Genomic DNA, 24438 nt, shown 5'->3' with positions numbered 1-24438 from the left:
CGATATCTCATGGAATGGGTAAAGAAAGCCCATGGGAGACATGAAGCAGGCAGCGGAGTCCGTGGGGAGACGGGCCGACAACGACCCGTGGGTCGAACGGGGCATCCGCTTCGGAATGTTCGTCTACGGGGTCGTGTACCTCGTGATCGCCTGGCTGGCGCTGCAGCTGGCCCTGGGTGACTCGTCGGGATCGGCCAGCAGCACGGGGGCGCTGCACAAGCTGGCGCAGAACTCGTTCGGGGCGGTGCTGATCTGGCTGGTCGCCTTCGGCATGGTCATGCTGGTGCTCTGGCGGCTGCTCGAGGCGGCGGTCGGCCACCAGGACGAGGAGGGCACCGACCGGGTCCGCAAGCAGGCCACCTCGGTCTTCAAGGCCGTGATGTACGGCTTCATCGCCTACAGCGCCCTCAAGATCGCCCTCGGTGCCGGGTCCGGCTCCAAGAAGAGCAGCACCGACGACACCACCGCGACCGTCATGGGCTGGCCGGCCGGGCAGTGGATCGTGGGCCTGGTCGGGCTCGCGATCATCGCGTACGGCGCCAACCAGGTCCGGCGCGCCTGGACCGAGAAGTTCCGCGAGCACCTCACCGCCGAGGGCAAGAGCGGCGAGACCGGCCGCGCCTACATCATGTTCGGCAAGGTCGGCTACGTCGCCAAGGGTGTCTCGATCGCGCTGGTGGGCGGGCTGTTCGTCTACGCCGCGGTCACCCACGACCCGCAGAAGTCCGGCGGCCTGGACCAGGCCCTGCACAAGCTGCTGCAGCAGCCGTTCGGGCCGATCCTGCTCGGCCTCATCGCCGTCGGGCTCGCCTGCTACGGGCTCTTCTGCTTCGCCCGGGCGCGCCACCTGTCGCGCTGACGGCCGCCCGCTGCTCCCCACGCGTCTGTCAGGGTGGTGGTCGTGAGCAGCGGGGGCGTGGACGTCGTGGTGGTCGGGCTCGGCGCGGGCGGTGAGCTCGCGGCGGCCCGGCTGGCGCAGGCCGGTCTCGACGTCGTGGCGGTCGAGCGGGACCTGGTCGGGGGCGAGTGCCCGTTCGCGGGCTGCACCCCCTCGAAGCTGGCCATCCGCGCCGCCGGGACCCTCGCCGAGGCGCGGCGGGTCGACGGTCTCGCCGGCCGGGCCGACGTACGTCCCGACTGGGCACCCGTGGCGGCCCGGATCCGCGAGGCCAACCACGACTGGGACGACCACTCCCACGTCCGGCCGCTGCGGGAGGCCGGGGTCACCGTGGTCCGCGGCCACGGCCGGCTCGCCGGCCCCGGTCGGGTCGTGGTGGACACGGCGGAGGGCCGGACGGAGTACGCCGCAGCGCGCGGCGTCGTCCTGGACACCGGCACCGAGCCCGCCGTGCCCCCGATCGACGGCCTGGAGCACACGCCGTACTGGACGAACCGCGAGGCCGTCCGGCTCACGGAGCTCCCGGAGAGCCTCGTGGTGCTCGGCGCCGGCCCGATCGGCTGCGAGCTCGCGCAGGTGTTCGCGCGCTACGGAGTGCGGGTCGCCCTCGTCGAGGCCGCGGACCGGATCCTCGCCGCGGAGGAGCCCGAGACCAGCCGGGTCCTGGCCCAGGCGCTCCGCGCCGACGGGGTCGACGTGCGGGCCGACACCCGGGTCGACCGGGTCGACCACGACGGCACCTTCCGGCTGCACACCGACGCCGGCGAGCTGAGCGCCGCGGCGCTGCTCGTCGCCACCGGCCGTCGCCCGAACCTCGGGGACGTCGGCCTGGAGACGGTCGGGCTCGACCCGGAGGTCGAGCGTCTCGACACCGACGAGCGGATGCGCGCGGGGGAGCGGCTGTGGGCCGTTGGCGACATCACCGGCCGGGGGGAGTACACCCACGTCTCGCTCTACCAGGCCGGCGTGGCCGTCCGCGACGTCCTCGGTGAGGACGGCCCCTGGGCCGACTACCGGGCCGTCAGCCGGGTCACCTTCACCGATCCGGAGGTGGGGTCCGTCGGCCTGACCGAGCAGCAGGCGCGGGACGCGGGGCTGCGGGTCCGCGTCGGCCGCGCCGACGTGGCGGAGTCGAGCCGGGGGTGGATCCACGGACCGGGTGGCGACGGCCACGTGAAGCTCGTCGCCGACGCGGACCGGGAGGTCCTCGTGGGCGCCTCGGCGGTGGGGCCCGCCGGCGGGGAGGTGCTCGGCCTGCTGGCTGCGGCGGTGCACGCCGAGATCCCGCTCGCCACGCTGTGCCGGATGCACTTCGCCTACCCGACCTTCCACCGCGTGGTGCTGGCGGCGCTCGTCGACCTCGACACCTGAGGGGCGCGGTTTCGCTGTGACGCGTGTGGGGCATGGTGCGCCCATGCCGTCCCGCCCCGCGCTCGCCCACCCCGTGCCGGGCCTGCTGCCCGGCCGGTTGCCGGGCCTGTTCCTGGGCCTGCTCCTGGGCCCGTTCCTGGTGTCCGGCTGCTCCTCCGGCGGCGTTGACTCCGCCGCGGCGCGGGCGGCCAGCTCGTCGACCTCCCCTTCGGACGAGTCGTCGCACGAGCCGTCACCCGCCTCGGCCCCGGCCGCTAGCTGCGCCGTCCGGGGCTTCCACCCCTCGACGAGGATCACCGCGCGCGATGCGGAGCCAGCGGTCGTCTACGCCTCGAAGCACACCCTGCCCCCGACCAGCACCATGCGGAGCCCCGACGACGTGGGCTACCGGCTCGACTACCTGCCCCTCAGGGTCAGGGTCACCTCAGACGGCCCCGCCCGTCCCACCGCCGCCGACCGACAGTCGATCCTGGCGTCGGCGGGCGGGCCGGTCGACGGCGGTCGGATCGCGGACCACGTGCCGCTGCCCTACCGGCTGAGCAACAAGACGTCGGACGAGAACCGCGGGTACCTCGTCTACCGAGGGGCCCTGGCCTGGTCGGGCAGCTGGCGGATGAGGGTCTGCGGCGCGCCGTACAACGACGGCACCACCGTGGCCACGATCTCCGGCACCTACCGGACCATCGGAGAGCTGCTGCCATCCCGGACCGCGGTGTGCGGGGTGCTGCCACCCCACCCGGGCCCGATCGCCCGGCACGCGGAGGACCGCGCCTGCGAGTGAAACATCGCCCTGCTGGGTAGGACTACCGCGGGACCCCGGTCCCACCGCTCACCCGTCGTACGGAGGAACCCCATGAGCCAGTCACCGCAGGACCCGTCGCACCACGCCCCCGCTGGTCAGCGCGCCGACGACCTGGCGGACACCAGCGACCGGCTCTACACCCCCGAGGAGCTCGGCGCGTACGCCGCCGACCAGCAGCCGCGCTCGCCGCAGCCGCCGGCCGCGCCGCCCTCGGTGTACGGCGACCCGCTCACCGACCCGTTGCCGGGACAGGCGCCCGAGCACTCCCACCACCACACCAACCCCGGCGCCGCGCCGGCTCGCCGTCCGGCCCCGCCGTCCTCCCCGCCGTCCGCACCGCCCTCGGCCCCGCCGCAGGGTCCTCCGGCCCACGCGTGGGGTGCTGCCCCGCAGCCCGCCCCGGCGCCGTGGTCACCCGAGCGCCAGCCGCAGGCCACGCAGCCGCAGCAGCCGCAGCCGGCGGCGACCGCCACGGTCGTCGAGCCTGCACCCACCGACGCAGGGGCGCACGAGGACGAGCAGGCCGCCGACCCACGCCGGTTCATGACCGCGACCGACTTCCTCGACCGCCGGGCCGACTCCAAGGAGAACGGCCCCGCGACGTGGGGGTGGCGCGGCACCGTCCGCCGCTGGAGCGGTGGCCTGATCAGCCCCCGGATGGGGCCGGCCGAGGTGGCCTACGAGCAGGACCGCGCGATGATCCAGAAGGACTTCGACGGCCCCCGCACGATCGCGTTCATCAACCCCAAGGGCGGCGCCGCGAAGACCACCGGTGTGCTCGCGGCCGGCTACACCTTCGGCACCGTCCGCGGTGGGGGCGTGGTGGCGTGGGACAACAACGAGACCCGGGGCACCCTCGGCATCCGCGGGACGCGCAGCACCCACCGCAACACCACCCGCGAGCTGCTCGAGGACCTCGAGCGCTTCAGCGACGTCTACCAGTCACGCATCGGTGACCTCGGTGCGTTCGTCCGCTCCCAGGGCGACGCGCACTTCGACGTGCTGGCCTCCGACGAGCGGCCCGACGTGACCGGGATGATCAAGGCCCAGGACTTCGACGCGGTGCACAAGCTGCTCGAGCGCTTCTACCGGATCATCCTCGTGGACACCGGTAACAACATGCGCGCGGAGAACTGGCTGGCCGCCGCCGACGCGGCGGATCTGCTGGTCGTGACCAGCACGGTCCGCGAGGACACCGGCTACAGCGGGCTGTGGATGCTCGACGCGCTCCAGGACGCGGGGTACCAGAACCTGAAGTACAAGACGGTGACCGTCCTGTCCGACCCGTCCGCCCAGGTCGACACCAAGCTCGCGAACGACCTCGTCGACGTCTACCAGCAGCGCACCCGCGGGGTCTACCGGGTGCCGTACGACCCGGCGCTCGTGGCCGGCTCGGTGGTGCCCTACGCCCAGCTGTCGGCCAACACCCGGATGCAGTGGCTCAAGGCGTGCGCCGGGATGGCTGCCGCTCTCTGACCCACCGGGCCGGCGACGGCCGCCGGGGCGCTCACTCCTTGGTGGCGCCCCAGCCGTGCCACTTGTCGATCTCCATCCAGGCGCTCACGCGTGGGCTCTCCCGGTTGGGGTAGGGCCGGTCGGCATAGTGCGTGCTCAGCCGGTCGATGTCGACGAGGCCCTCGTCGTCGGTCATCTCGACCACGCGCCCGATGAGGGAGACGTGGGTGTACCAGTCGAAGTCGTCCAGCACGGTGAGGGTCAGCCGCGGGTCCCGGCGCAGGTGCTTCAGACGCACCCGCGTGTGGTCCATGTTCAGCAGCACGCGGTCGTCCTTCTCGAGGAGGTACCACGTGGCGACCGACACCGGCTGCCCGTCGGACCGCAGCGTGCTCACCACGGCCGGGTTCGGTCGGGTCAGCAGCTCGCGCACGTGGTCGGGGAAGGGCAGCTCGGGCATGGATCCTCCTGGAAGTGGGTTACTCCCAACCTAGGGACTCGACACGAAGGAGTGAAACGCATGCGCGCAGTGGTGTACCGCGAGACCGGCCCGTCGTCGGTGCTGGAGGTCGTCGACCGGGAGGTCCCGGAGCCCGGCCCCGGTGAGGTCCGGGTGCGGGTCGTGCGTGCCGGCGTGAACCCGACGGACTGGAAGTTCCGCGCAGGGATGATGTCCGGCCACGACGAGGTGACGCCCGGTCAGGACGGTGCCGGCGTGGTCGACGCCGTCGGGGAGGGCGTCGAGGGGCTCGCGGCTGGCGACCGGGTGTGGCTGGTGCTGGCCCAGCACGGGCGCCCCCACGGCTCGGCCGCCGAGCACACCGTCCAGCCCGCGGAGCGGGTCAAGCGGCTGCCCGAGGGGGCGTCGTACGACCTCGGAGCCAGCCTGGGGGTCCCCGCCGTGACGGCACACCGTGCGCTGACGGCCTCCGAGGGCGGCCCCAGCCGCCTCGGGCCCGGCGCCCTGGCGGGTCGTACGGTCCTCGTGGCCGGCGGGGCCGGTGCGGTGGGGAACGCGGCGATCCAGCTGGCCCGGTGGTCCGGCGCCACCGTCATCACCACCATCAGCAGCGACGAGAAGGCCGCGCTGGCGAGGGCTGCAGGCGCGCACCACACCGTCAACTACCGCGACCAGGACGCCGAGAGGGAGATCCTGGCCCTCGCCCCGGACGGCGTCGACATCGTCGTCGAGGTGGCGCCCGCGCAGAACAACGCGCTCGACCTGGCCGTGACGCGGGTCCGCGGCACCATCGCGATCTACGCCAACAACGGGGGCGACGAGGTGACCCTGCCGGTGCGGGCGACGTTCTCCAAGAACCTGCGCTACCAGTTCGTGCTGCTCTACTCGCTGGGCCGCGACCTCGTCGACGCCGCCGCGGAGGACATCAACGCCGCGGTGGCCGCCGGGGCGCTGGACGTGGGGGAGCAGGTCGGCGTGCCGCTGCACCACTACGCGCTCGAGGACCTCGCGCAGGCGCACGACGCCGTCGAGGGTGGCGCGGTGGGCAAGGTGCTGGTGGACGTCGGCTGAGCCCTGGCCCGCCCCGCGCCGGGCGGGTCAGCCGAGGGTCAGCCGGAACCAGGTGGGCGAGCTGTGGCGCAGGGTGGCCGGCAGCCCGGCCACGTCGGCCGGCTCCTCGGAGACGAGGTGCCACCCGGGCAGGGCCCGCTCGAGCGCCTCGCGGTCCCCGCCGTGCTTCCTGGGCCAGCCTCGGGGCTCGGTGCAGAGCACCAGCATCGTCGCGCCCGGGCTCGCGAGCTTCGTGACGCCCTCGCCCCAGGGGAGGCGCTGGGCGTCGCCCAGGCTGTTGAAGCACCCGACGTCGAGGAAGAGGGCGAAGCTCGTGCCGACGCCGCAGCCCTGGATCGAGGTGACGTCGCCGATCACGTAGAGGGTGTCGGAGCTGCCGTGGCTGATCGCGGTGTCCACCGCGCGGCGCACGTTGTCCACGCCCACGGCGTCCCAGCCGCGCTCCTGCAGCTCACGGGTGTACTCACCCGTGCCGCAGCCGAGGTCGAGGACGCGGCCGAACGGCTTGCTGAGTCCCTCCTCCTCGCGCTCCATGAGGCGCTGGAACTGGCCGGTGAGGGCGGCGCCGCTCTTGTCCCACGGGGTGATGCCGAATCGATAGGCGAGGGCGAACCTGGTGGTCATCTGCTGGACCCGCTCACGGGAGTGTCGGTGGTGCCGGACGGTGTCCTCCCACCGTCCTCCTGACTTCGTCGGCTGTCTACGGCCGGAAGGCCCGACGCTGATAGGGTCGGTGCCGATCGACATCCTTTAACGAGCCGTCCCGTGAGGCGGAGAAGGAGGTCCGGCACTCGATGCCTGCGCCCAATGCTGTTCCCGAGACGACGACCGACGATGGTCGCACCGTCCTCGACGCCCGCGACATCGGACGGGCTCTGACCCGCATCTCCCACGAGATCCTCGAGCGCAACAAGGGCGCCTCGGACCTCGTCCTCCTCGGCATCCCCAGCCGGGGAGTCCCGCTGGCCCAGCGGATCGCGGAGCGCATCGCCTCCGTGGAGGGGTACGACGTGCCCGTCGGCTCGCTCGACGTCACGATGTACCGCGACGACCTGCGGATGAAGCCGGCCCGCGCCCTGCTGCCGACGCAGATCCCGCCCGGCGGCATCGACGGCCGCACGGTCGTCCTGGTCGACGACGTGCTGTTCTCCGGCCGCACCATCCGCGCCGCGCTCGACGCCCTCAACGACATCGGCCGCCCGCGGGCGGTGCGGCTCGCGGTGCTGGTCGACCGCGGCCACCGCGAGCTCCCGATCCGCGCCGACTTCGTCGGCAAGAACCTCCCCACCTCGCTCGTCGAGCGGGTGCGGGTCCGCCTGCAGGGCGTGGACGACGTGGACGCGGTGACGATCCAGGGCACCGGCACGGGTGAGGGGGAGGACGCATGAAGCGCCACCTGCTGAGCGCGGCCGACCTGAGCCGCGACGACGCCGAGCTGGTCCTCAAGACCGCCGAGGAGCTGCGCTCGCTCGCGGACCGTCCGATCAAGAAGCTGCCCGCGCTGCGCGGCCGCACCGTGGTCAACCTGTTCTTCGAGGACTCCACGCGGACCCGCATCTCCTTCGAGGCGGCTGCCAAGCGGCTCTCGGCCGACGTCATCAACTTCGCGGCCAAGGGCTCCTCGCTGTCCAAGGGTGAGAGCCTCAAGGACACCGCGCTGACGCTCGAGGCAATGGGGGCCGACGCGGTCGTCGTGCGCCACTCCGCCAGCGGCGCCCCGCACCGGCTGGCCAACTCCGGCTGGGTCCGCTCGAGCGTCGTCAACGCCGGCGACGGCACCCACGAGCACCCCACGCAGGCGCTGCTGGACGCCTTCACGATGTGGCGGCACCTCGGCGCGCTGGACGGGCGCCGGATCGCCATCGTCGGCGACGTGCTGCACAGCCGCGTCGCCCGCTCCAACGCGCTGCTGCTGCGCACGCTGGGCGCCGAGGTGACCCTGGTGTCCCCGCCGACGCTGCTGCCGGTCGGCATCGAGAGCTGGCCGGTCGAGACGTCCTACGACCTCGACGCCGTGCTCCCCAAGGCCGACGTGGTGATGATGCTGCGCGTCCAGCGGGAGCGGATGCACGGTGGCTTCTTCCCGACCGCGCGGGAGTACTCCCGCCGCTACGGCCTGGACGGTCGCCGGATGGCGACCCTGCAGGACCACACGATCGTCATGCACCCCGGGCCGATGGTGCGCGGCATGGAGATCACCGCCGACGTCGCCGACTCCGACCGCTCCGTGATCGTCGAGCAGGTCACCAACGGCGTCGCGGTCCGGATGGCCGTCCTGTACCTGCTGCTGGGTGGCAGCGAACCCGCAGTCGGAGGAGAAGAGTGAGCGAGCGAAGCGAGCTCACCAGTCCATACAGCGCGCCATGTGCCTCATGCGCGCACGGAGCGAAGCGAGTACGCGCATGAGCACCTACCTGATCAAGAACGCCTCGATCCTGGGAGGCGAGCCCACGGACCTGCTGCTCGCCGACGGGGTCGTCAAGGAGATCGGCGCAGGACTGTCGGCCGACGGCGCCGAGGTCGTCGACGCGAGCGGGCTGGTCGCGCTGCCCGGGCTCGTCGACCTGCACACGCACCTGCGCGAGCCGGGCCGCGAGGACGCCGAGACCGTCGAGTCCGGCACCCTGGCGGCGGCGCTGGGCGGCTTCACCGCCGTGCACGCGATGGCCAACACCGAGCCGGTCGCCGACACCGCCGGAGTCGTCGAGCAGGTCTGGCGTCTCGGGCGCGAGGCCGGCCACTGCGACGTCTACCCGGTCGGTGCCGTGACCGTGGGCCTGCAGGGGGAGCAGCTCGCCGAGCTCGGCGCGATGGCCGACTCCGCGGCGCGGGTCCGGGTGTTCTCCGACGACGGCAAGTGCGTGAGCGACGCGGTGCTGATGCGCCGCGCGCTGGAGTACGTCAAGGCGTTCGACGGCGTCGTCGCCCAGCACGCGCAGGAGCCCCGGCTCACCGAGGGTGCGCAGATGAACGAGGGCGAGCTCTCCGGACGGCTCGGCCTGGCCGGTTGGCCTGCCGTCGCCGAGGAGGCGATCATCGCGCGCGACTGCCTGCTCGCCGCCCACGTCGGCTCGCGCCTGCACGTCTGTCACGTCTCGACCGCGGGCTCCGTCGAGATCGTGCGCTGGGCCAAGTCGAAGGGCTGGGACGTCACGGCCGAGGCCTGCCCGCACCACCTGCTGCTGACCGACGAGCTGGCCGCGACGTACGACCCGATCTACAAGGTCAACCCGCCGCTGCGCTCCGCGGCCGACGTCGAGGCGCTGCGGGCCGGCCTGGCTGACGGCACGATCGACATCGTCGCCACCGACCACGCGCCGCACCCGCACGAGGACAAGGACTGCGAGTGGGCGGCCGCCGCGTTCGGGATGCTCGGCCTCGAGACCGCGCTCTCGATCGTCCAGCAGACGATGGTCGACGCCGGGCTGCTCGACTGGGCCGGCGTCGCCGAGCGGATGTCGTACGCGCCCGCGCGGATCGGCCGGGTCGCCGACCACGGCCGTCCGATCGAGGTCGGGGAGCCCGCCAACGTGGTGCTCTACGACCCCTCGGTGCGCCGCACCGTCGACGCCTCGGAGACCGCGTCGCTGTCGCGGAACACGCCGTACGCCGGGATGGAGCTGCCGGGCCGGGTCGTGGCGACGTTCCTGCGTGGCCGGGCCACCGTGCTCGACGGCAAGCCGGCCTGACCCCGCGAGCCGTCGCCGACCGCTCGCGGATACCTCGCCTCGGGGATGTCGGGGTGTGGGGGATGCGCCAGCATGAGCGCATGCAGGGGCTGTTCAGGACCGCTGCGGTGGCGACCGCGCTGGTCGTCCTGCAGCTCGGAACGGTCGTCGTCGCCAGCGCCGACACCGTCGTCCGCCACGACCCGGTCGGCGACTCGACCTCGGCCAAGCAGGACATCGTCTCGGTCCGCGTGACCTACGACCGTCGGATCCGGGTCGCGACGAGGTTCGTGAGGCTGCGGCACGGTTCGGTCTTCTTCGCGACCCTCGACCCCGGCAGGCGCCACGCCGGTGGCCTGTTCGAGCTGAAGGCGCGGCAGCGCGCCGACGGGACGACCGCCGGCCTCCTCGCCTTCGCCGAGGGCGAAGCGGCCGGGTTCACCCGGGTCCGGTGCGCCGGGCTGCGGACCTCGTCGGACCCCGCCACCGAGGTCCTGCGGGTCTCGGCGCCGCAGCGGTGCCTGCGCCGGCACGCCCCGCTCCGCGGGGGCGCCTGGGTGCAGGTCGAGGCCGGTGCCAGCCGGGACTTCCTGCCCGAGCCGCCGCACGCCTTCCGGGTTTCCCGCGGTTGACCGGTCAGGCCGGCCCGCCGTGCCCGACGGCAAGGCCGACGCGACCCCGCAGACGCGTCAGACGCGCTTGCGGGCGGTGAGCAGGAGGTACTCCCACTCCATCGTGCCGTCCGCACTCAGTGCGTCGTCGCCGAGCGCGGCCAGCTCGCGGTCGAGCGCGGCCACCCGCTCCGGGTCGTCGGCGATGCCCTTGTACGCCACGATGGTGGGGCCGTAGCAGTTCTTGAAGTAGTCGCGGAACTCCTCGCCGCTCGCGAACGCGTCGACGCTGAGGGTGCGGCGCTCGACGCCCGCCAGCTCGACGCGGTCGCCGAACAGGTCGCGCACGTGCTCCTCGCGTCCCCACAGCGGCGGCGGCTGGACCCCGGCCGGCGGCGCGGGGACGTACGGCTTCATGGTCGCGAACATCCGGCCGATGAAGCCCTCCGGCGTCCAGCTGATCAGCCCGATCGTGCCGCCCGGCCGGCACGTGCGCACGAGCTCGTCGGCGGCGGCCTGGTGATGGGGAGCGAACATCACGCCCACGCAGGACAGCACCTTGTCGAAGGTGTGGTCGGCGAACGGCAGCGCCTCCGCGTCCGCCTCGCGCCACTCGACCTCGACGCCCTCGGCGGCGGCGTACGCGCGCCCGGCCTCGAACAGCTCCGGGGTCAGGTCGGAGGCGATCACGTGACCACCGGCGCGGGCGGCCGGGACGGCAACGTTCCCCGAGCCTGCTGCGACGTCGAGGACCCGGTCGCCCTGGCGGACGTCCGCCGCCATCACGAGGACCGGTCCCAGCGACGGGATCACCTCGGACGCGACGGCCGGGTAGTCGCCGAGCGCCCACATGGTGCGGTGCCTGGCCTTGAGTGCCCGGTCGGCCTCCAGCTCTGCGGCGCTCGGGTGCGTGGTCTGGGTCATGCGTTGCTCCTCGGGTCGGCGGCTCCCTCCTGAGCCGCACTGCTCCCTTCCTATGCCTGACCCGCGGTGCGACGGATCCGCAGCCGTTGCCCATGTCGGCGCCCCTGGTTGCCCAGATCTGGTCGCGCGTCCTGCCGATGGTCGCCGCCCGGTGTGAGACTGGGTCGGTATCCCGACGGAGGAGGACGGACATGTCCCGTGTGGTGCACTTCGAGATCCAGGCCGACGACGTGGAGCGCGCGAAGTCGTTCTACGCCGCGGTCTTCGACTGGACCTTCCAGGACTACGGCGAAGTCACCGGCTCGACGTACTGGGGGATCGTGACCGGCCCCGAGGACCAGCTGGGCATCAACGGCGGCCTGCTCCAGCGCCCGGCCCCCGCCCCCGCACCCCAGCAGGGGACCAACGCCTTCGTGTGCACCGTGGGCGTCGGCGACTACGACGAGACCGAGCGACGCATCCTCGCCGCCGGCGGCCAGGTCGCGCTGCCCAAGATGGCGCTCACCGGCATGGCGTGGCAGGGGTACTACCTCGACACCGAGGGCAACACCTTCGGCATCCACCAGCCCGATCCCGAGGCGCGGTAGGTCCCCCTCTCCCGGCGGCACCTCCCGGCTTCAGGCGGGTGCGGGTGGGGGTCTGGGCAGCTACGGCGGAGGTGGGGCTTCGGTCGAGGTCGGTTGCCGGGTGTGCGTGCGCGGTTTGGTCACCAACCGCATGGATTCGGCCCAGATCGATGGGGTCTGTGCCCAATCAGTGTCGCCGAGCGCGGTCAGGAACCGACAACCAAGAAGCAGAGACGCGCGATCCGCGGCGGAGGGGCCCGCAGAGCCAGCACCGAGCCACAGCCCGAGAGATGCCCGGCAACCGTCGGAAGGCCCAGAACGAAGACGGCCGGTACGTGACATCCTCCCGAGGTGACCTCGGGCATCTCCACGACCTGGATCGACCGACTGCGCCGAGCCGGCCTCACCCCGGGCGACGTCCTAGGATCCGGCATGGAGGGAACGGTCGTCGAGCTGGACGGCGACCGCGTCGCCAAGATTTGGCAGCGGCGCTCCCGGGCCGAGCTCGAGACGCTCACGACGTTCTACGACGCGGTCGCGGCCGCCGGGCTCGGTCTCCAGACGCCGCGGATCCTCGAGGTCCTCGACCTCGACGGCACGGTGGCCTCGGTCGAGGTGCGCCTGACCGGCAGGCCGCTGTGGGTGGCCGACGGCAGCTCGCCGGACCTGACCGACGGCCAGGTCGCCGCCGTCACGGACGTGCTCGCCGCGCTGGCAGCCGTGCGGCCGACTCCCGCGATGGGGGTCCTGCCGGTGCTCGAGGACGAGGCTGCGTTCGACACGACGGGTACGCCGTTCAGCCACGACCTGGCAGCGCTCGTGGAGCGACGTGTCGAGCGGTTCCGCGAGCCCCTGCAGGCGCAACTGCCCGATGTCGACCGGGTCACGACGGTCGTCGTCGACCGGCTGCGCGCGCTGGATCCCGAAGCCAGCAGCCTCGTCCACGGCGACCTCATCCCGGCCAACATCCTCGTCGACGGGCACGGCCGCCCCTGCGCCGTCGTCGACTTCGGGTTCCTGTCCACGGTCGGCGACCCGGCGTTCGACGCGGCCGTCGCCGCGAGCACCTACGACATGTACGGCCCTCGTGCCGCCGAGACCGAGGCCGTCCTGGACCGGGCAGTCCGCGACCGGCTCGGTCACGCACCCGAGCGGCTCGCGGCCCACCGGGCGGCGTACGCCCTGGTCACGAGCTGCTGCTTCAGCGTCTCGGGGAGCGACGGCCACTTCGCATGGTGCGTGCGGATGCTCGGCCGGCCGGACGTCCGCACGGCTCTGGGCCTCTGAGACGTACGCCGCTCAGCCGCTGACCCAGCCCAGCTCCCCGGCCCTGACCACCGCGTCGGTCCGGGTGGCGGCTCCGAGCTTGGCCAGGATGGCGGCGACGTGGTGGTCGACGGTCCGCACCGACAGCACGAGCCGGTCGGCGATCTCGGCGTTCGACAGGCCCTCGGCGACGAGGGCGAGGACATCGACCTGGCGCGGGGTGAGGCCGCCGACGTTCGCGCGGGTGGCGGCGGAGGGACCCCGGGGGGCGCGGACGCCGCGGTGACGCAGCCCCTCGCGGACGCGGGCCGCCAGAACGACGCCTCCCAGCGCGTCCAGTCTGCCGAGGCCCTCGAGGACGGTGTCCACGTCGTCGGCACGGGTCAGCGCCATCGCCTCCTCGTAGGGGTAGCCCGCCCGCGCCCACGCGTCGGCCGCGGCCCGCCAGTCCCCGCGGGCGAGCACGGCGTACGGGTGGTCGAGCCCCTCGAGGTCGACCGTGGCCCCGGCGAGCGTGAGCCAGTGCCCGAGCTCGGCGCGCCACTCCCGCGAGCCGAACCGCTCCGCGTCGGCGTGCACGGGCGCGACGACCTGGTGGACGCGATCGAGGTCGCCCGCCAGCCAGGCGAGCTCGGCGACCAGCGCGGCCGCCGGTGCCGTGCGCTGCAGCTCCTCGAGCTGCTGGGCCATCTCCCACGCCTCCGCGACGAACGCGTCCGCATCACCCCCGGTGCGCACCGCGACACGGCCCAGCACCTGGAGCGCCGCGCAGCGGATCGGTGGCGTGGCGTCGAGCCCGTGGCGGGCGTCGCGCAGTGCGTCGTCCCACCGGGCCTGGGCCAGGGCGACCATGCCCTTCTCGACGTGGAGGTACTTCCAGAACACCACCTGCTCGGCCTGCTCGGCGTGGCTGATGCCGGCGGCGACGTGCCGGGCCGCCTCGGTGGGGGAGAGGTCGAGGAGGAGCTGCCAGACCATGTTGCAGTAGGCCCGGCTGGCGTCCTCGCTGAGTCCCTCGCGCAGCGCGACGCTCAGGGCCTCCTCGAGGATCGGCCGCCCGGTGGCGGGGTCGGACTTCCAGCGCGCCGCGCCGAGGTTGTTCAGGGCGTGCGAGAGGACCGAGGGGTCGCCCACCTCCCGGGCCAGCACGATCGCGCTCTCGGCGGCGCTGGCGGCCTCGTCGAGGCGCTCGCCGAGCATGGCCAGCTGGGAGATGTTGCTGAGGGCCAGGGCCAGCTCGCGCCGGTCGCCGGCGTGCTCGAGCACCCGCACCGCCTCGTCCGCGGCCCGCTCGGCGCCGGCGCGGTCACCGCACCACCAGCTGATCCGGGAGAGCCAGCGCAGGCTGCTGCCGAGGGCGAGCGCGTCGCCGGTCCCGCGGCGCAGCTCGACCGCCTCGCACTGGTCGGCCAGGGCGCTGCGTCCCTGGTCGCCGACCGTGTAGCACTCGATGGCGGAGGCCTCGAGAAGGTCCGCGAGGTCGGCCGGCCGGAACTGCTCACGGTGGCCGAGCACCAGCCGCAGGTGCGCGGCTGCCTCCCGGTGCGCACCGGCGGCGGAGGCGGCGCGCGCGGCGGCCGGGCCGTAGCGCACCAGCGCGGCGACGTCGCCGGCCTCGGCCGCGTGGTGGACGAGCTGGGCCGGGTCGGCGTCGATCTCCTCGAAGACCGCGAGCGCCGCGGCGTTCAGCGCCGTACGCCGGGCCGTGGGGAGCGCGTCCACGACCGCCCGCCGGGTCAATTCGTGCCGGAAGGACACCTGGCGTGGCTCGACGACCAGCAGACCGTGCTCCTCGGCGGCCGCGAGCGCGCCCAGCCCTCCGGGGACCAGGGCGTCGACCAGCGGGCGGTCCAGCGTGGAGGTGACCACGCAGAGCCGCTCGACCCCGTCCCTCGAGGCATCGTCTAGGCGGTGCAGCCGCGAGAGCACCAGGTCGACCACGCTGGAGGGCACCCCCTCGGGCGAGGCGAGCACCTCGTGGACGAGGAAGGGGTTGCCGCCGGTGAGGGAGTGGACCAGCCCCGGGTCGACGCCGCTGCCGGCGCTCAGGTCCCGCACCGCGGTCCGGGACAGCGCGCGCAGCGGCAGCCGCTGCACCGACGGCGCCGTGGCCGTCCCGGCCAGCAGCCGGCGCAGGGGGTGGGCGCCGTCGACCTCGTCGTCGCGGTAGGTGAGCAGGAGGACGGCCGGCAGCTCCGCGACCCGGCGCACCAGGTAGCGCAGCACGTCGAGGGTCGCCTCGTCCGCCCAGTGCGCGTCCTCCACGACCAGCACCGTCGGATGCCCCGACCAGTCCAGCTCGTCGAGCAGGGCGGCGAAGAGCGCGTCCCGGTCGCCGATCTCGCGCAGCGCCCGGGACAGGTCGGCGCCCACGCTGCCGGCGAGGTCTCGGATCGGGCCGAGCACCCGCGGCGTGGCCAGGTCGTCGCAGTGCCCCACCAGGACGCGGCCGTCGGGCGGGAGCACACGCCGCAGCTCGCGGACCAGGCTGGACTTGCCGATGCCGGCCTCGCCGGACACGAGGACCACCGACCCGGATCCCGCCGCGGCCCTGCGGGCGGCGTCGGCCAACGTCGCCATCTCGGTCTCACGCTCGAGCACCCGGCCCTCGGACACGCCTCGATCGTACGGCCGCCCGCGCTGGTAGGGTCGGTCCAGCTCTGCATCCTTTAACGATCCGTCCCGTGAGGCGGAGAAGGAGGTACGGCGTGCCACCGCATGCCCCCGCACACCCCGCGTCCACCCGGCCCACGCGCCGCTCCGCGGTCCTCGTCCTCGAGGACGGACGCAGCTTCCACGGCGATGCCTACGGCGCCGAGGGCGAGACCTTCGGCGAGGCGGTCTTCAACACCGGCATGACCGGCTACCAGGAGACGCTGACCGACCCGTCCTACCACCGCCAGGTCGTGGTGATGACCGCGCCGCACGTCGGCAACACCGGCATCAACGACGAGGACCCCGAGTCCCGGCGCATCTGGGTCGCCGGCTACGTCGTCCGGGACCCTGCGCGGGTGCCGTCGAGCTGGCGCTCCCGGCGCAGCCTCGACGACGAGCTGCGCGAGCAGGGGGTGGTCGGCATCTCCGGCATCGACACCCGCGCCCTGACCCGGCACCTGCGCGAGCGGGGCGCGATGCGCGTCGGCATCTCCTCGACCGGCACCGACCCCTCGGTGCTGCTGGAGCGGGTGCGGGGCTCGGCCGCGATGGCCGGCGCCGAGCTCGCGGGCGAGGTGTCCACCGAGACGGCGTACGTCGTCCCGGCGGTCGGGGAGAAGCGCTTCACCGTCGCGGCCCTCGACCTCGGCATCAAGGGGATGACCCCGGCTCTGATGGCCGTGCGGGGGATCGAGGTGCACGTGCTGCCCGCGACCTCGACGCTCGAGGACGTGCTCGCCGTGCAGCCCGACGCGCTCTTCTTCTCCAACGGCCCGGGCGACCCGGCAGCCACGACCGGCCAGGTCGAGCTGCTGCGCGGTGCGCTCGAGCGCGACCTGCCCTACTTCGGGATCTGCTTCGGGAACCAGCTGTTCGGTCGCGCGCTCGGCTTCGGCACCTACAAGCTGAAGTACGGTCACCGCGGCATCAACCAGCCGGTGATGGACCGCACGACCGGGAAGGTCGAGGTGACCGCGCACAACCACGGCTTCGCGGTCGACGCACCGCTGGACCGGCCCACCGAGACGCCGTACGGCGTGGCCACCGTCAGCCACGTCTGCCTCAACGACGACGTGGTCGAGGGGCTCGAGCTGCGCTCGCCCGAGGGGAGGCTGAAGAGCTTCTCCGTGCAGTACCACCCGGAGGCCGCCGCCGGCCCGCACGACGCGGCGTACCTCTTCGACCGGTTCACCCAGCTGATGGCGAAGGAGGCCTGAGATGCCCAAGCGCGACGACATCAAGTCCGTGATGGTGATCGGTTCCGGCCCGATCATCATCGGCCAGGCCTGCGAGTTCGACTACTCCGGCACCCAGGCCTGCCGCGTGCTCAAGGCCGAGGGGATCCGGGTCATCCTGGTGAACTCCAACCCGGCCACGATCATGACCGACCCGGAGTTCGCCGACGCGACGTACGTCGAGCCGATCACGCCCGAGTACGTCGAGAAGGTGATCGCCAAGGAGCGCCCCGACGCGCTGCTGCCGACCCTCGGCGGCCAGACCGCGCTGAACGCCGCGATCGCGCTGCACGAGCGCGGCATCCTGGAGAAGTACGGCGTGGAGATGATCGGCGCCAGCTTCGACGCGATCCACCGCGGCGAGAACCGCGAGCTGTTCAACGCGATCGTGGAGAAGGTGGGCGGAGAGGTCGCCCGCAGCTTCGTCTGCCACTCGCTCGACGACTGCGAGAAGGCCGTCGCCGAGCTCGGCTACCCGGTCGTGGTGCGGCCCTCGTTCACCATGGGTGGCACCGGCTCGGGCATCGCCTACGACGAGTCCGACCTGGAGCGGATCGCCGGCGCCGGGCTCTCCGCCAGCCCGACCACCGAGGTGCTCATCGAGGAGTCGATCATCGGCTGGAAGGAGTACGAGCTGGAGGTGATGCGCGACAAGGCCGACAACGTCGTCATCATCTGCTCGATCGAGAACCTCGACCCGATGGGCGTGCACACCGGCGACTCGATCACGGTGGCCCCCGCGATGACGCTCACCGACCGCGAGTACCAGCACCTGCGCGACCTGGCGATCGGCATCATCCGCGAGGTGGGCGTCGACACCGGCGGCTGCAACATCCAGTACGCCGTGAACCCGGCCGACGGCCGGGTCATCGTCATCGAGATGAACCCCCGGGTGTCCCGGTCCTCGGCGCTGGCGTCGAAGGCCACCGGCTTCCCGATCGCGAAGATCGCGGCCAAGGTGGCCATCGGCTACACCCTCGACGAGATCCCGAACGACATCACCACCCGCGACGACGGGTTCAGCACCCCGGCGTCGTTCGAGCCGACGCTCGACTACGTCGTGGTGAAGGTGCCGCGCTTCGCCTTCGAGAAGTTCCCGGGTGCCGACCCGGTGCTGACCACCCACATGAAGTCGGTGGGTGAGGCGATGGCGATCGGCCGCAGCTTCACCGAGGCGCTGCAGAAGGCGCTGCGCTCGCTGGAGAGCAAGGACGCCGTCTTCGACTGGGCGCACGAGTGGGTCGACCTCGACAAGGAGGCGCTGCTCGAGGAGATCCGGGTCCCGCACGACGGCCGGCTCAAGAAGGTCATGGACGCGTTGCGGGCCGGGGCCACCCCCGAGGAGGTCTTCGAGGCCACCCGGATCGACCCGTGGTTCGTCGACCAGCTGCTGCTGGTCAACGAGGTCGCCGCGGAGATCTCGGCGTCGCCGGAGCTCACCCCCGAGGTGCTGCGCCGGGCCAAGCGGCACGGCTTCTCCGACGCCCAGATCGGCAAGATCCGCGACATGAGCGCCGACGTCGTCCGCGGCGTCCGGCACGCGCTCGGGATCCGGCCGGTCTACAAGACCGTGGACACGTGCGCCGCCGAGTTCGCCGCGGCCACGCCGTACCACTACTCCTCCTACGACGAGGAGAGCGAGGTCCGCCCCCGGGAGAAGGAGGCGGTGATCATCCTCGGCTCCGGTCCGAACCGGATCGGCCAGGGCATCGAGTTCGACTACAGCTGCGTCCACGCGAGCCTGGCGCTCGCCGAGGCCGGCTACGAGACGATCATGGTCAACTGCAACCCCGAGACCGTCTCGACCGACTACGACACCTCCGACCGGCTCTACTTCGAGCCGCTCACCCTCGAGGACGTGCTCGAGATCGTGCACGCCGAGCGGCAGGCCGGCCCGATCGCCGGCGTGATCTGCCAGCTCGGGGGGCAGACGCCGCTCGGTCTGGCCAAGGGGCTGCAGGAGGCGGGGGTCCCGATCGTGGGCACCTCCCCGGACGCCATCCACCTCGCCGAGGAGCGCGGCGCCTTCGGGCGGGTGCTCGCCGAGGCGGGGCTCCCGGCGCCCAAGCACGGGATGGCGACCAGCTTCGGCGACGCGCAGCGGATCGCCTCCGAGATCGGCTACCCGGTGCTGGTGCGGCCGTCGTACGTCCTGGGCGGTCGCGGCATGGAGATCGTGTACGACGACGCCGCGCTCGAGGGCTACATCGAGCGCGCGACCGAGATCAGCCCCGAGCACCCGGTGCTGGTCGACCGGTTCATCGACGACGCCGTCGAGATCGACGTCGACGCGATCTTCGACGGCGAGGAGCTCTTCCTCGGCGGCGTGATGGAGCACATCGAGGAGGCCGGCATCCACTCCGGCGACTCCTCGTGCGCGCTGCCCCCGATCACCCTGGGCGCGGTCGAGATCCAGCGGATCCGTGAGGCCACCGAGGCGATCGCCCGCGGCGTGGGCGTGCGCGGGCTGCTGAACATCCAGTACGCCCTCGGCTCCGACGTGCTCTACGTCCTCGAGGCCAACCCCCGGGCCAGCCGGACGGTGCCGTTCGTCTCCAAGGCCACCGCGACGCCGCTGGCCAAGGCCGCGGCGCGGGTGATGCTGGGCGAGACGGTCGCGCAGCTGCGACGCGCGGGCGTGCTGCCCGCGGAGGGCGACGGCGGCACGCTGCCGGGCGACCAGCCGATCGCGGTCAAGGAGGCCGTGATGCCGTTCAACCGGTTCCGCACCCCCGACGGCGCCCAGGTCGACACCGTGCTCGGCCCGGAGATGAAGTCGACCGGCGAGGTGATGGGGCTCGACGCCGACTTCGGCACCGCGTTCGCCAAGGCCCAGGCCGCGGCGTTCGGGACGCTGCCCCTGGCCAGCAAGGAGGGCGGCGCCCGGGTCTTCGTCAGCATGGCCAACCGCGACAAGCGGCACATGATCTTCCCGATCAAGGTGCTCGCCGACCACGGCTTCGAGATCCTCGCGACCCAGGGGACCGCCGAGGTGCTGCGCCGCAACGGCGTCCGCGCGTCGGTGGTCCGCAAGCACTTCGAGGGCGAGGGGCCGAACGGCGAGAAGACCACCGTCGGCATGATCCTGGCCGGCGAGATCGACCTGGTCATCAACACCCCGCACGGCTCCACGGGCGGCGGGTCGGCGCGGCTCGACGGCTACGAGATCCGGACCGCCGCGATCATGGCCAACATCCCGTGCATCACCACCGTCCAGGGCCTGGGTGCGGCGGTGCAGGGGATCGAGGCCACCGAGCGCGGTGAGATCGGTGTCCGCAGCCTGCAGGACTGGGCGCTGCGGCGCACCGTGGACGCATCCGGGCCGGCCGCGGACGGGACGCCTGCGTGAAGCCGTACCACCTCCTGTTCGACCACGTCCTGACCCGGACCGACCCCGAGCGTGCGCACCACGCCGCGTTCCGGGCTATCCGGGCCGCCGAGCCGCTCACCCGTCGCCTGTCCGGCGTCGACCCGTCGCGGCTTCACGTGGGACGACGTCGACCCGTCGCAGCTTCACCGGTCGAGGCGATGGGACTGACCTTCCCCAACGTGCTGGGGATGGCGGCCGGCTTCGACAAGAACGCCGTGGGCATCGACGCGCTGGCCGCGCTCGGCTTCGGCCACGTCGAGATCGGCACGGTCACGGGGGAGGCCCAGCCGGGCAACCCCAGGCCGCGGCTGTTCCGGCTGCCCGCCGACCGGGCCATCGTGAACCGGATGGGCTTCAACAACGACGGCGCCGAGGTCGTCGCCCGCCGGCTCGCCGAGCGTGAACGAGCGACGGGTCGACGTCGTACGCCGTCGAGCAGCGACGGGTCGACGCGTCCTGACGTGAAGCAGCGACGGGTCGACGTGGTGCTCGGGGTGAACATCGGCAAGACCAAAGTGGTGCCGGAGGACGACGAGGCCGCGGTGCTCGCCGACTACGGGAAGAGCGCCCGGCTGCTCGCGCCGTACGCCGACTACCTGGTCGTCAACGTCAGCTCGCCGAACACCCCCGGGCTGCGCAACCTGCAGGCGGTCGAGCGGTTGCGGCCGCTGCTGGAGCACGTGCGGCGCACCGCCGACGAGGTGACGCCCCAGCGGGTGCCGCTGCTGGTCAAGATCGCCCCGGACCTCAGCGACGACGACGTGCTGGCGGTGGCTGACCTGGCGCTCGCCACCGGCCTCGACGGCATCATCGCCACCAACACCACCATCTCCCGCGAGGGGCTGCGCACCCCGGCCGACGAGGTCGGGCGGGTCGGCGCCGGGGGCCTGTCCGGCCGGCCGCTCACCGGGCGCTCGCTGGACGTGCTGCGGCTGCTGCGCGGCCGGGTGGGACCCGACCTCACCCTGGTCGGGGTCGGCGGGATCACCAGCGTCGAGGACGCCCGGGCCCGGCTCGACGCGGGCGCCACCCTGCTCCAGGGCTACACCGCCTTCGTGTACGAGGGCCCCCTGTGGCCGCGGCGGGTCCTCGCCGGGGTGGCGGGGTGACCACGACCCCGATCACCCGGCCCGGGCCGGTGCACGTCACCGGCGAGCTGCTGGCGACCAAGAAGATCGGGGCCTACCACCACCTCACGCTCGTCGCGCCGGGCGTCGCCGACGGGTTCCGACCCGGCAACTTCGTCGCGCTGTCGGTGAGCGAGTCACGCCTGGCCCGCCGGGCGTTCTGGATCCACCGGGTCAGGCCCGTCGGCGGCTACGGCGCGGCCCTGGAGGTGGTCGTCGAGGCCACCGGGCCGGGCACGACCTGGCTGACCCGGCTGCCCGCCGGCTCCCGCCTCGAGGTGACCGGACCGCTCGGCCGACCCTTCTCGCTGCCGAAGGAGCCCGTCGGCTGCCTGCTCGTCGGCGAGGGGTACGCCGCCGCGCCGCTCTTCCCGCTCGCCGAGCGGCTCCGCGAGCGGGACTGCGCCGTGACCCTGCTGGTCGCCGGTGCCGACGAGGCGCACCTGCTCTCGGCGCTCGAGGCACGTCGCTCCGCGCGCGCCGTGACCGTGGTGACCGGCGACGGGTCGGTGGGCCGTCGGGGCGCCGTCGCCGACGCGATCGACGACGTTCTTGCCCGGTCCCGCGCCGAGGTCGTCTACGCGGCCGGGCCCGCCCGCACCCTGCACGCGGTGGCCGCGGCCGCCGAGGCCCACGGCGCCTGGAGCCAGACCGCCCTCGAGCGGCCACTCACCTGCGCCACCGGTCTGTGCCAGGGCTGCGTGGTGCCGGTCGTCGGCGAGGCGGGCGTGGCCCGGTCGGCCCGCGTGTGCTCCGACGGCCCGGTGCTGCGCGGCGACCGGGTGCGCTGGGCCGAGCTGGAGGGGCTCGGATGACCGTCGAGCTGGCCGGGCTCCGGCTCACCGGACCGGTGCTGGTCGCGTCGGGGTGCGGCGGAACGGGCCGCGAGCTCGCGGCGTACGCCCCCCTCGCCGAGCTGGGCGGGTTCGTCACCCGCTCGATCACCCTCAACCCGCGTGCCGGTGGGCCGCAGCCGCGGATCGCGGAGACGCCGTCGGGCCTGGTGCACGCCGTCGGGCTCCAGAACCCCGGCCTCGAGGGCTTCCTCGCCACCGAGCTGCCCTGGCTGGCGCAGCAGGGGACCCGGGTCGTCGTCTCCGTCGCCGGCAGCTCGCTGGGGGAGTACGCCGAGCTGGCGCGCCGCCTCGGCGGCTCGCCCGGGGTGTCGGCGATCGAGGTCAACCTCTCCTCGCCGGACGCCCCGGCGACCGGCGTCTTCGACGTGCGCGAGCCGTTCCACGCCGCGAGCGTGGTGTCGGCGGTGCACCGCGACCTGCCCCGCGGCGTCCCGGTGCTGGCCAAGCTGCGCCCGGACGTGGTCCGGGTGGTCGAGAGCGCGCGCACGGTGCTGGACGCGGGCGCGGCCGCCGTGGTCGTCGGCAACGCCCTCCCGGCGGCGATGCCGGACGGCCGCCAGGCTGGGCTCAGCGGTCCCGCGATCCTGCCGGTGGCGCTGCGCTGCGTCGCGGAGGTCTGCGCGGAGCTCCCCGACGCCCACGTGGTGGCCGCGGGAGGCATCACCACCGTCGACGACGCCCGCAGCTTCCTGGCGGCCGGAGCCCGCGCCGTCCAGGTCGGCACGGCCCTGCTCCACGACCCCACCACCGCCCACCGGCTGGCCGCCGACCTGCGCGAGCCCGCCGCCACCCCCTGAGCCACCACCCACTGAGAGGCAGCCGCATGACCTTCGGGACCCGAGTCCACGCCGCGATCGCCGAGCGTGGCCCGCTCTGCGCCGGGATCGACCCCCACGCCTCGCTGCTGCACGAGTGGGGCCTCGACGACGACGTCGCCGGTCTGGAACGGTTCGCGATGACCGCGGTGGAGGGGCTCGCTCCGCACGTCTCGGTGGTCAAGCCCCAGTCCGCCTTCTACGAGCGCTTCGGCAGTCGCGGCGTCGCGGTGCTCGAGCGCGTCGTCGCCGCCTCGCGCGCCGCGGGCGCGCTGGTCCTGCTCGACGTCAAGCGCGGCGACATCGGGTCGACCTCGCAGGCCTACGCCGACGCCTACCTCGACCCGGGCTCGCCGCTGGCCGCGGACGCCATCACCGCCAGCCCCTACCTGGGGTTCGGGTCGCTGGACCCGATGATCGAGACCGCGCGTCGCCACGGCGCCGGAGTCTTCGTCCTCGCGCTGACCTCCAACAAGGAGGGCCCCGAGGTGCAGCACGCCGCCACCGCCGAGGGCGGCACCGTGGCCGGGTTGGTCCTCGACCGGCTCCGCGGCCTGAACGAGGGCGCCGAGCCGCTGGGCTCCTTCGGCGCGGTCGTGGGCGCCACGATCGGGGAGACCCGCGAGCGGCTGGACATCAACGGCCCCCTCCTCGCGCCGGGGTACGGCGCGCAGGGTGGCACCGTCGCCGACATGCGCCGCATCTTCGGCAGCGCGGCCGGCGCGGTGCTCGCGAGCTCGTCCCGCGAGATCCTGCGCGCGGGTCCCGACCCGCGCGCGCTGGCCGACGCCGCGGCACGTGCCAACGACGAGCTCGCGGGGCTGCGCGGATGAGGCTGGCGCCGGTGCTGCTCGTCCTCGCCCTGCTGCCGGTGGCCGCCGGGTGCGGGGACAGCAAGGACGACTACTGCTCGGCGGTCGAGGAGCACCAGCAGGAGCTCACCGACATCACGAGCGACGGCGGGCAGGACTCGCTGATCCGGGCCCTGGACATCTTCAAGGACCTGCAGGACAAGTCGCCCAGCGACATCAGCGACGAGTGGCAGCAGGTCGTCGGCCGGGTGGAGGCCCTCGACGAGGCGTTGCAGGCGGCGGGCGTCGACCCCGCGTCGTACGACCGCAAGAACCCGCCGGACGGACTGAGCGAGGAGGAGAAGGCCCGCATCGACGCGGCCGCACGCGAGCTCGGCAGCGGGCCCACCCTGGCCGCGCTGCAGGCGCTCGACCAGGAGGCGCGCGACGTCTGCCAGACGCCGTTGACGCTGTAGCCGGATGCCGGACCGGCGGT

22 protein-coding genes are annotated in these 24438 nt (G+C 73.4%); 18 read left to right on the top strand and 4 right to left on the bottom strand.

What is annotated here, in order from left to right:
* The first annotated feature begins 31 nt into the window (after positions 1-31).
* The 4 genes from ACFO9I_RS16935 to ACFO9I_RS16920 all read left to right on the top strand — a co-directional run bounded on the left by ACFO9I_RS16935 (position 32) and on the right by ACFO9I_RS16920 (position 4547).
* Positions 32-859, top strand: a complete 828-nt coding sequence (locus tag ACFO9I_RS16935) for a DUF1206 domain-containing protein (RefSeq protein WP_379182947.1) — start codon at positions 32-34, stop codon at positions 857-859.
* Positions 860-901: 42 nt separating this feature from the next.
* Positions 902-2269 carry a dihydrolipoyl dehydrogenase family protein gene (locus ACFO9I_RS16930; protein WP_379182945.1) on the top strand — a complete coding sequence of 456 codons (1368 nt, stop codon included), beginning with the start codon at positions 902-904 and terminating at the stop codon, positions 2267-2269.
* 43 nt (positions 2270-2312) lie between these two features.
* A complete protein-coding gene (locus ACFO9I_RS16925; RefSeq protein ID WP_379182943.1) occupies positions 2313-3050 on the top strand; it encodes a hypothetical protein in 738 nt (245 codons plus the stop codon).
* Positions 3051-3122: 72 nt separating this feature from the next.
* Positions 3123-4547 (top strand): hypothetical protein, encoded by a 1425-nt coding sequence (locus ACFO9I_RS16920; protein WP_379182941.1) that lies wholly within the window; start codon positions 3123-3125, stop codon positions 4545-4547.
* Between the two features lie 31 nt (positions 4548-4578).
* Here ACFO9I_RS16920 and ACFO9I_RS16915 read toward each other — a convergent pair whose 3' ends face one another.
* Complete coding sequence (locus ACFO9I_RS16915; RefSeq protein ID WP_379182939.1) at positions 4579-4986, bottom strand: PPOX class F420-dependent oxidoreductase; 408 nt, start codon at positions 4984-4986, stop codon at positions 4579-4581.
* Between the two features lie 60 nt (positions 4987-5046).
* Between ACFO9I_RS16915 and ACFO9I_RS16910 the strand changes: the two genes are divergently transcribed.
* Positions 5047-6057 (top strand): NADPH:quinone reductase, encoded by a 1011-nt coding sequence (locus ACFO9I_RS16910; RefSeq protein ID WP_379182937.1) that lies wholly within the window; start codon positions 5047-5049, stop codon positions 6055-6057.
* A 27-nt stretch (positions 6058-6084) separates the two neighbouring features.
* Here ACFO9I_RS16910 and ACFO9I_RS16905 read toward each other — a convergent pair whose 3' ends face one another.
* A complete protein-coding gene (locus ACFO9I_RS16905; protein WP_379182935.1) occupies positions 6085-6681 on the bottom strand; it encodes a methyltransferase domain-containing protein in 597 nt (198 codons plus the stop codon).
* Between the two features lie 170 nt (positions 6682-6851).
* On the opposite strand from ACFO9I_RS16905, the gene pyrR reads away from it, so the two are divergent.
* The 4 genes from pyrR (at position 6852) to ACFO9I_RS16885 (ending at position 10357) form a co-directional block, all read left to right on the top strand.
* Entirely contained in the window at positions 6852-7445 is a 594-nt protein-coding gene (gene pyrR / locus ACFO9I_RS16900; protein ID WP_379182933.1) for a bifunctional pyr operon transcriptional regulator/uracil phosphoribosyltransferase PyrR, read from the top strand.
* Positions 7442-8383 carry an aspartate carbamoyltransferase catalytic subunit gene (locus tag ACFO9I_RS16895; RefSeq protein WP_379182931.1) on the top strand — a complete coding sequence of 314 codons (942 nt, stop codon included), beginning with the start codon at positions 7442-7444 and terminating at the stop codon, positions 8381-8383. Before pyrR ends, ACFO9I_RS16895 begins: the two co-directional genes overlap by 4 nt.
* A 76-nt stretch (positions 8384-8459) precedes the next feature.
* Positions 8460-9746, top strand: a complete 1287-nt coding sequence (locus ACFO9I_RS16890; protein ID WP_379182929.1) for a dihydroorotase — start codon at positions 8460-8462, stop codon at positions 9744-9746.
* Positions 9747-9826: 80 nt separating this feature from the next.
* The gene (locus tag ACFO9I_RS16885) at positions 9827-10357 is read left to right on the top strand and encodes a hypothetical protein (protein ID WP_379182927.1); all 531 of its coding nucleotides are present in this window, start codon (positions 9827-9829) and stop codon (positions 10355-10357) included.
* A 57-nt stretch (positions 10358-10414) separates the two neighbouring features.
* Here the strand turns inward: ACFO9I_RS16885 and ACFO9I_RS16880 are convergent, their stop codons facing one another.
* Positions 10415-11260, bottom strand: a complete 846-nt coding sequence (locus ACFO9I_RS16880) for a class I SAM-dependent methyltransferase (RefSeq protein ID WP_379182925.1) — start codon at positions 11258-11260, stop codon at positions 10415-10417.
* Between the two features lie 191 nt (positions 11261-11451).
* On the opposite strand from ACFO9I_RS16880, the gene ACFO9I_RS16875 reads away from it, so the two are divergent.
* Both ACFO9I_RS16875 and ACFO9I_RS16870 read left to right on the top strand, forming a co-directional pair.
* On the top strand, positions 11452-11847 hold the full coding sequence (locus ACFO9I_RS16875; protein WP_379182923.1) for a VOC family protein: 396 nt from the start codon (positions 11452-11454) through the stop codon (positions 11845-11847).
* A 411-nt stretch (positions 11848-12258) separates the two neighbouring features.
* Positions 12259-13113: a phosphotransferase family protein gene (locus tag ACFO9I_RS16870; RefSeq protein WP_379182921.1), complete on the top strand. Its 855-nt coding sequence runs from the start codon at positions 12259-12261 to the stop codon at positions 13111-13113.
* Positions 13114-13125: 12 nt separating this feature from the next.
* Here the strand turns inward: ACFO9I_RS16870 and ACFO9I_RS16865 are convergent, their stop codons facing one another.
* Entirely contained in the window at positions 13126-15708 is a 2583-nt protein-coding gene (locus ACFO9I_RS16865) for an ATP-binding protein (protein ID WP_379182919.1), read from the bottom strand.
* Positions 15709-15800: 92 nt separating this feature from the next.
* Here ACFO9I_RS16865 and carA point away from each other — a divergent pair, with 92 nt between their 5' ends.
* From carA to ACFO9I_RS16830, 7 genes are read left to right on the top strand one after another with little or no spacing between them, the layout of a single operon-like run.
* The gene (gene carA, locus ACFO9I_RS16860; RefSeq protein WP_379182917.1) at positions 15801-16964 is read left to right on the top strand and encodes a glutamine-hydrolyzing carbamoyl-phosphate synthase small subunit; all 1164 of its coding nucleotides are present in this window, start codon (positions 15801-15803) and stop codon (positions 16962-16964) included.
* 1 nt (position 16965) lies between these two features.
* Positions 16966-20331, top strand: a complete 3366-nt coding sequence (gene carB, locus ACFO9I_RS16855) for a carbamoyl-phosphate synthase large subunit (protein WP_379182915.1) — start codon at positions 16966-16968, stop codon at positions 20329-20331.
* A complete protein-coding gene (locus ACFO9I_RS16850) occupies positions 20298-21461 on the top strand; it encodes a quinone-dependent dihydroorotate dehydrogenase (protein ID WP_379183651.1) in 1164 nt (387 codons plus the stop codon). Before carB ends, ACFO9I_RS16850 begins: the two co-directional genes overlap by 34 nt.
* Positions 21458-22294 (top strand): hypothetical protein, encoded by an 837-nt coding sequence (locus tag ACFO9I_RS16845; protein ID WP_379182913.1) that lies wholly within the window; start codon positions 21458-21460, stop codon positions 22292-22294. The genes ACFO9I_RS16850 and ACFO9I_RS16845 overlap by 4 nt, the downstream gene beginning before the upstream one ends.
* Positions 22291-23133 (top strand): tRNA-dihydrouridine synthase, encoded by an 843-nt coding sequence (locus tag ACFO9I_RS16840; protein WP_379182911.1) that lies wholly within the window; start codon positions 22291-22293, stop codon positions 23131-23133. Before ACFO9I_RS16845 ends, ACFO9I_RS16840 begins: the two co-directional genes overlap by 4 nt.
* A gap of 26 nt (positions 23134-23159) precedes the next feature.
* On the top strand, positions 23160-23984 hold the full coding sequence (pyrF, locus tag ACFO9I_RS16835) for an orotidine-5'-phosphate decarboxylase (RefSeq protein WP_379182909.1): 825 nt from the start codon (positions 23160-23162) through the stop codon (positions 23982-23984).
* Positions 23981-24418, top strand: a complete 438-nt coding sequence (locus tag ACFO9I_RS16830; RefSeq protein WP_379182907.1) for a hypothetical protein — start codon at positions 23981-23983, stop codon at positions 24416-24418. The genes pyrF and ACFO9I_RS16830 overlap by 4 nt, the downstream gene beginning before the upstream one ends.
* Positions 24419-24438 lie beyond the last annotated feature (20 nt).

The organism is Nocardioides sp. GCM10023255, assembly GCF_042653125.1.
In the GTDB taxonomy this organism is placed as follows: domain Bacteria; phylum Actinomycetota; class Actinomycetes; order Propionibacteriales; family Nocardioidaceae; genus Nocardioides.
The sequence above is the reverse complement of the archived record's forward strand: the minus strand, read 5'-3'. Positions and strand labels throughout refer to the sequence as shown.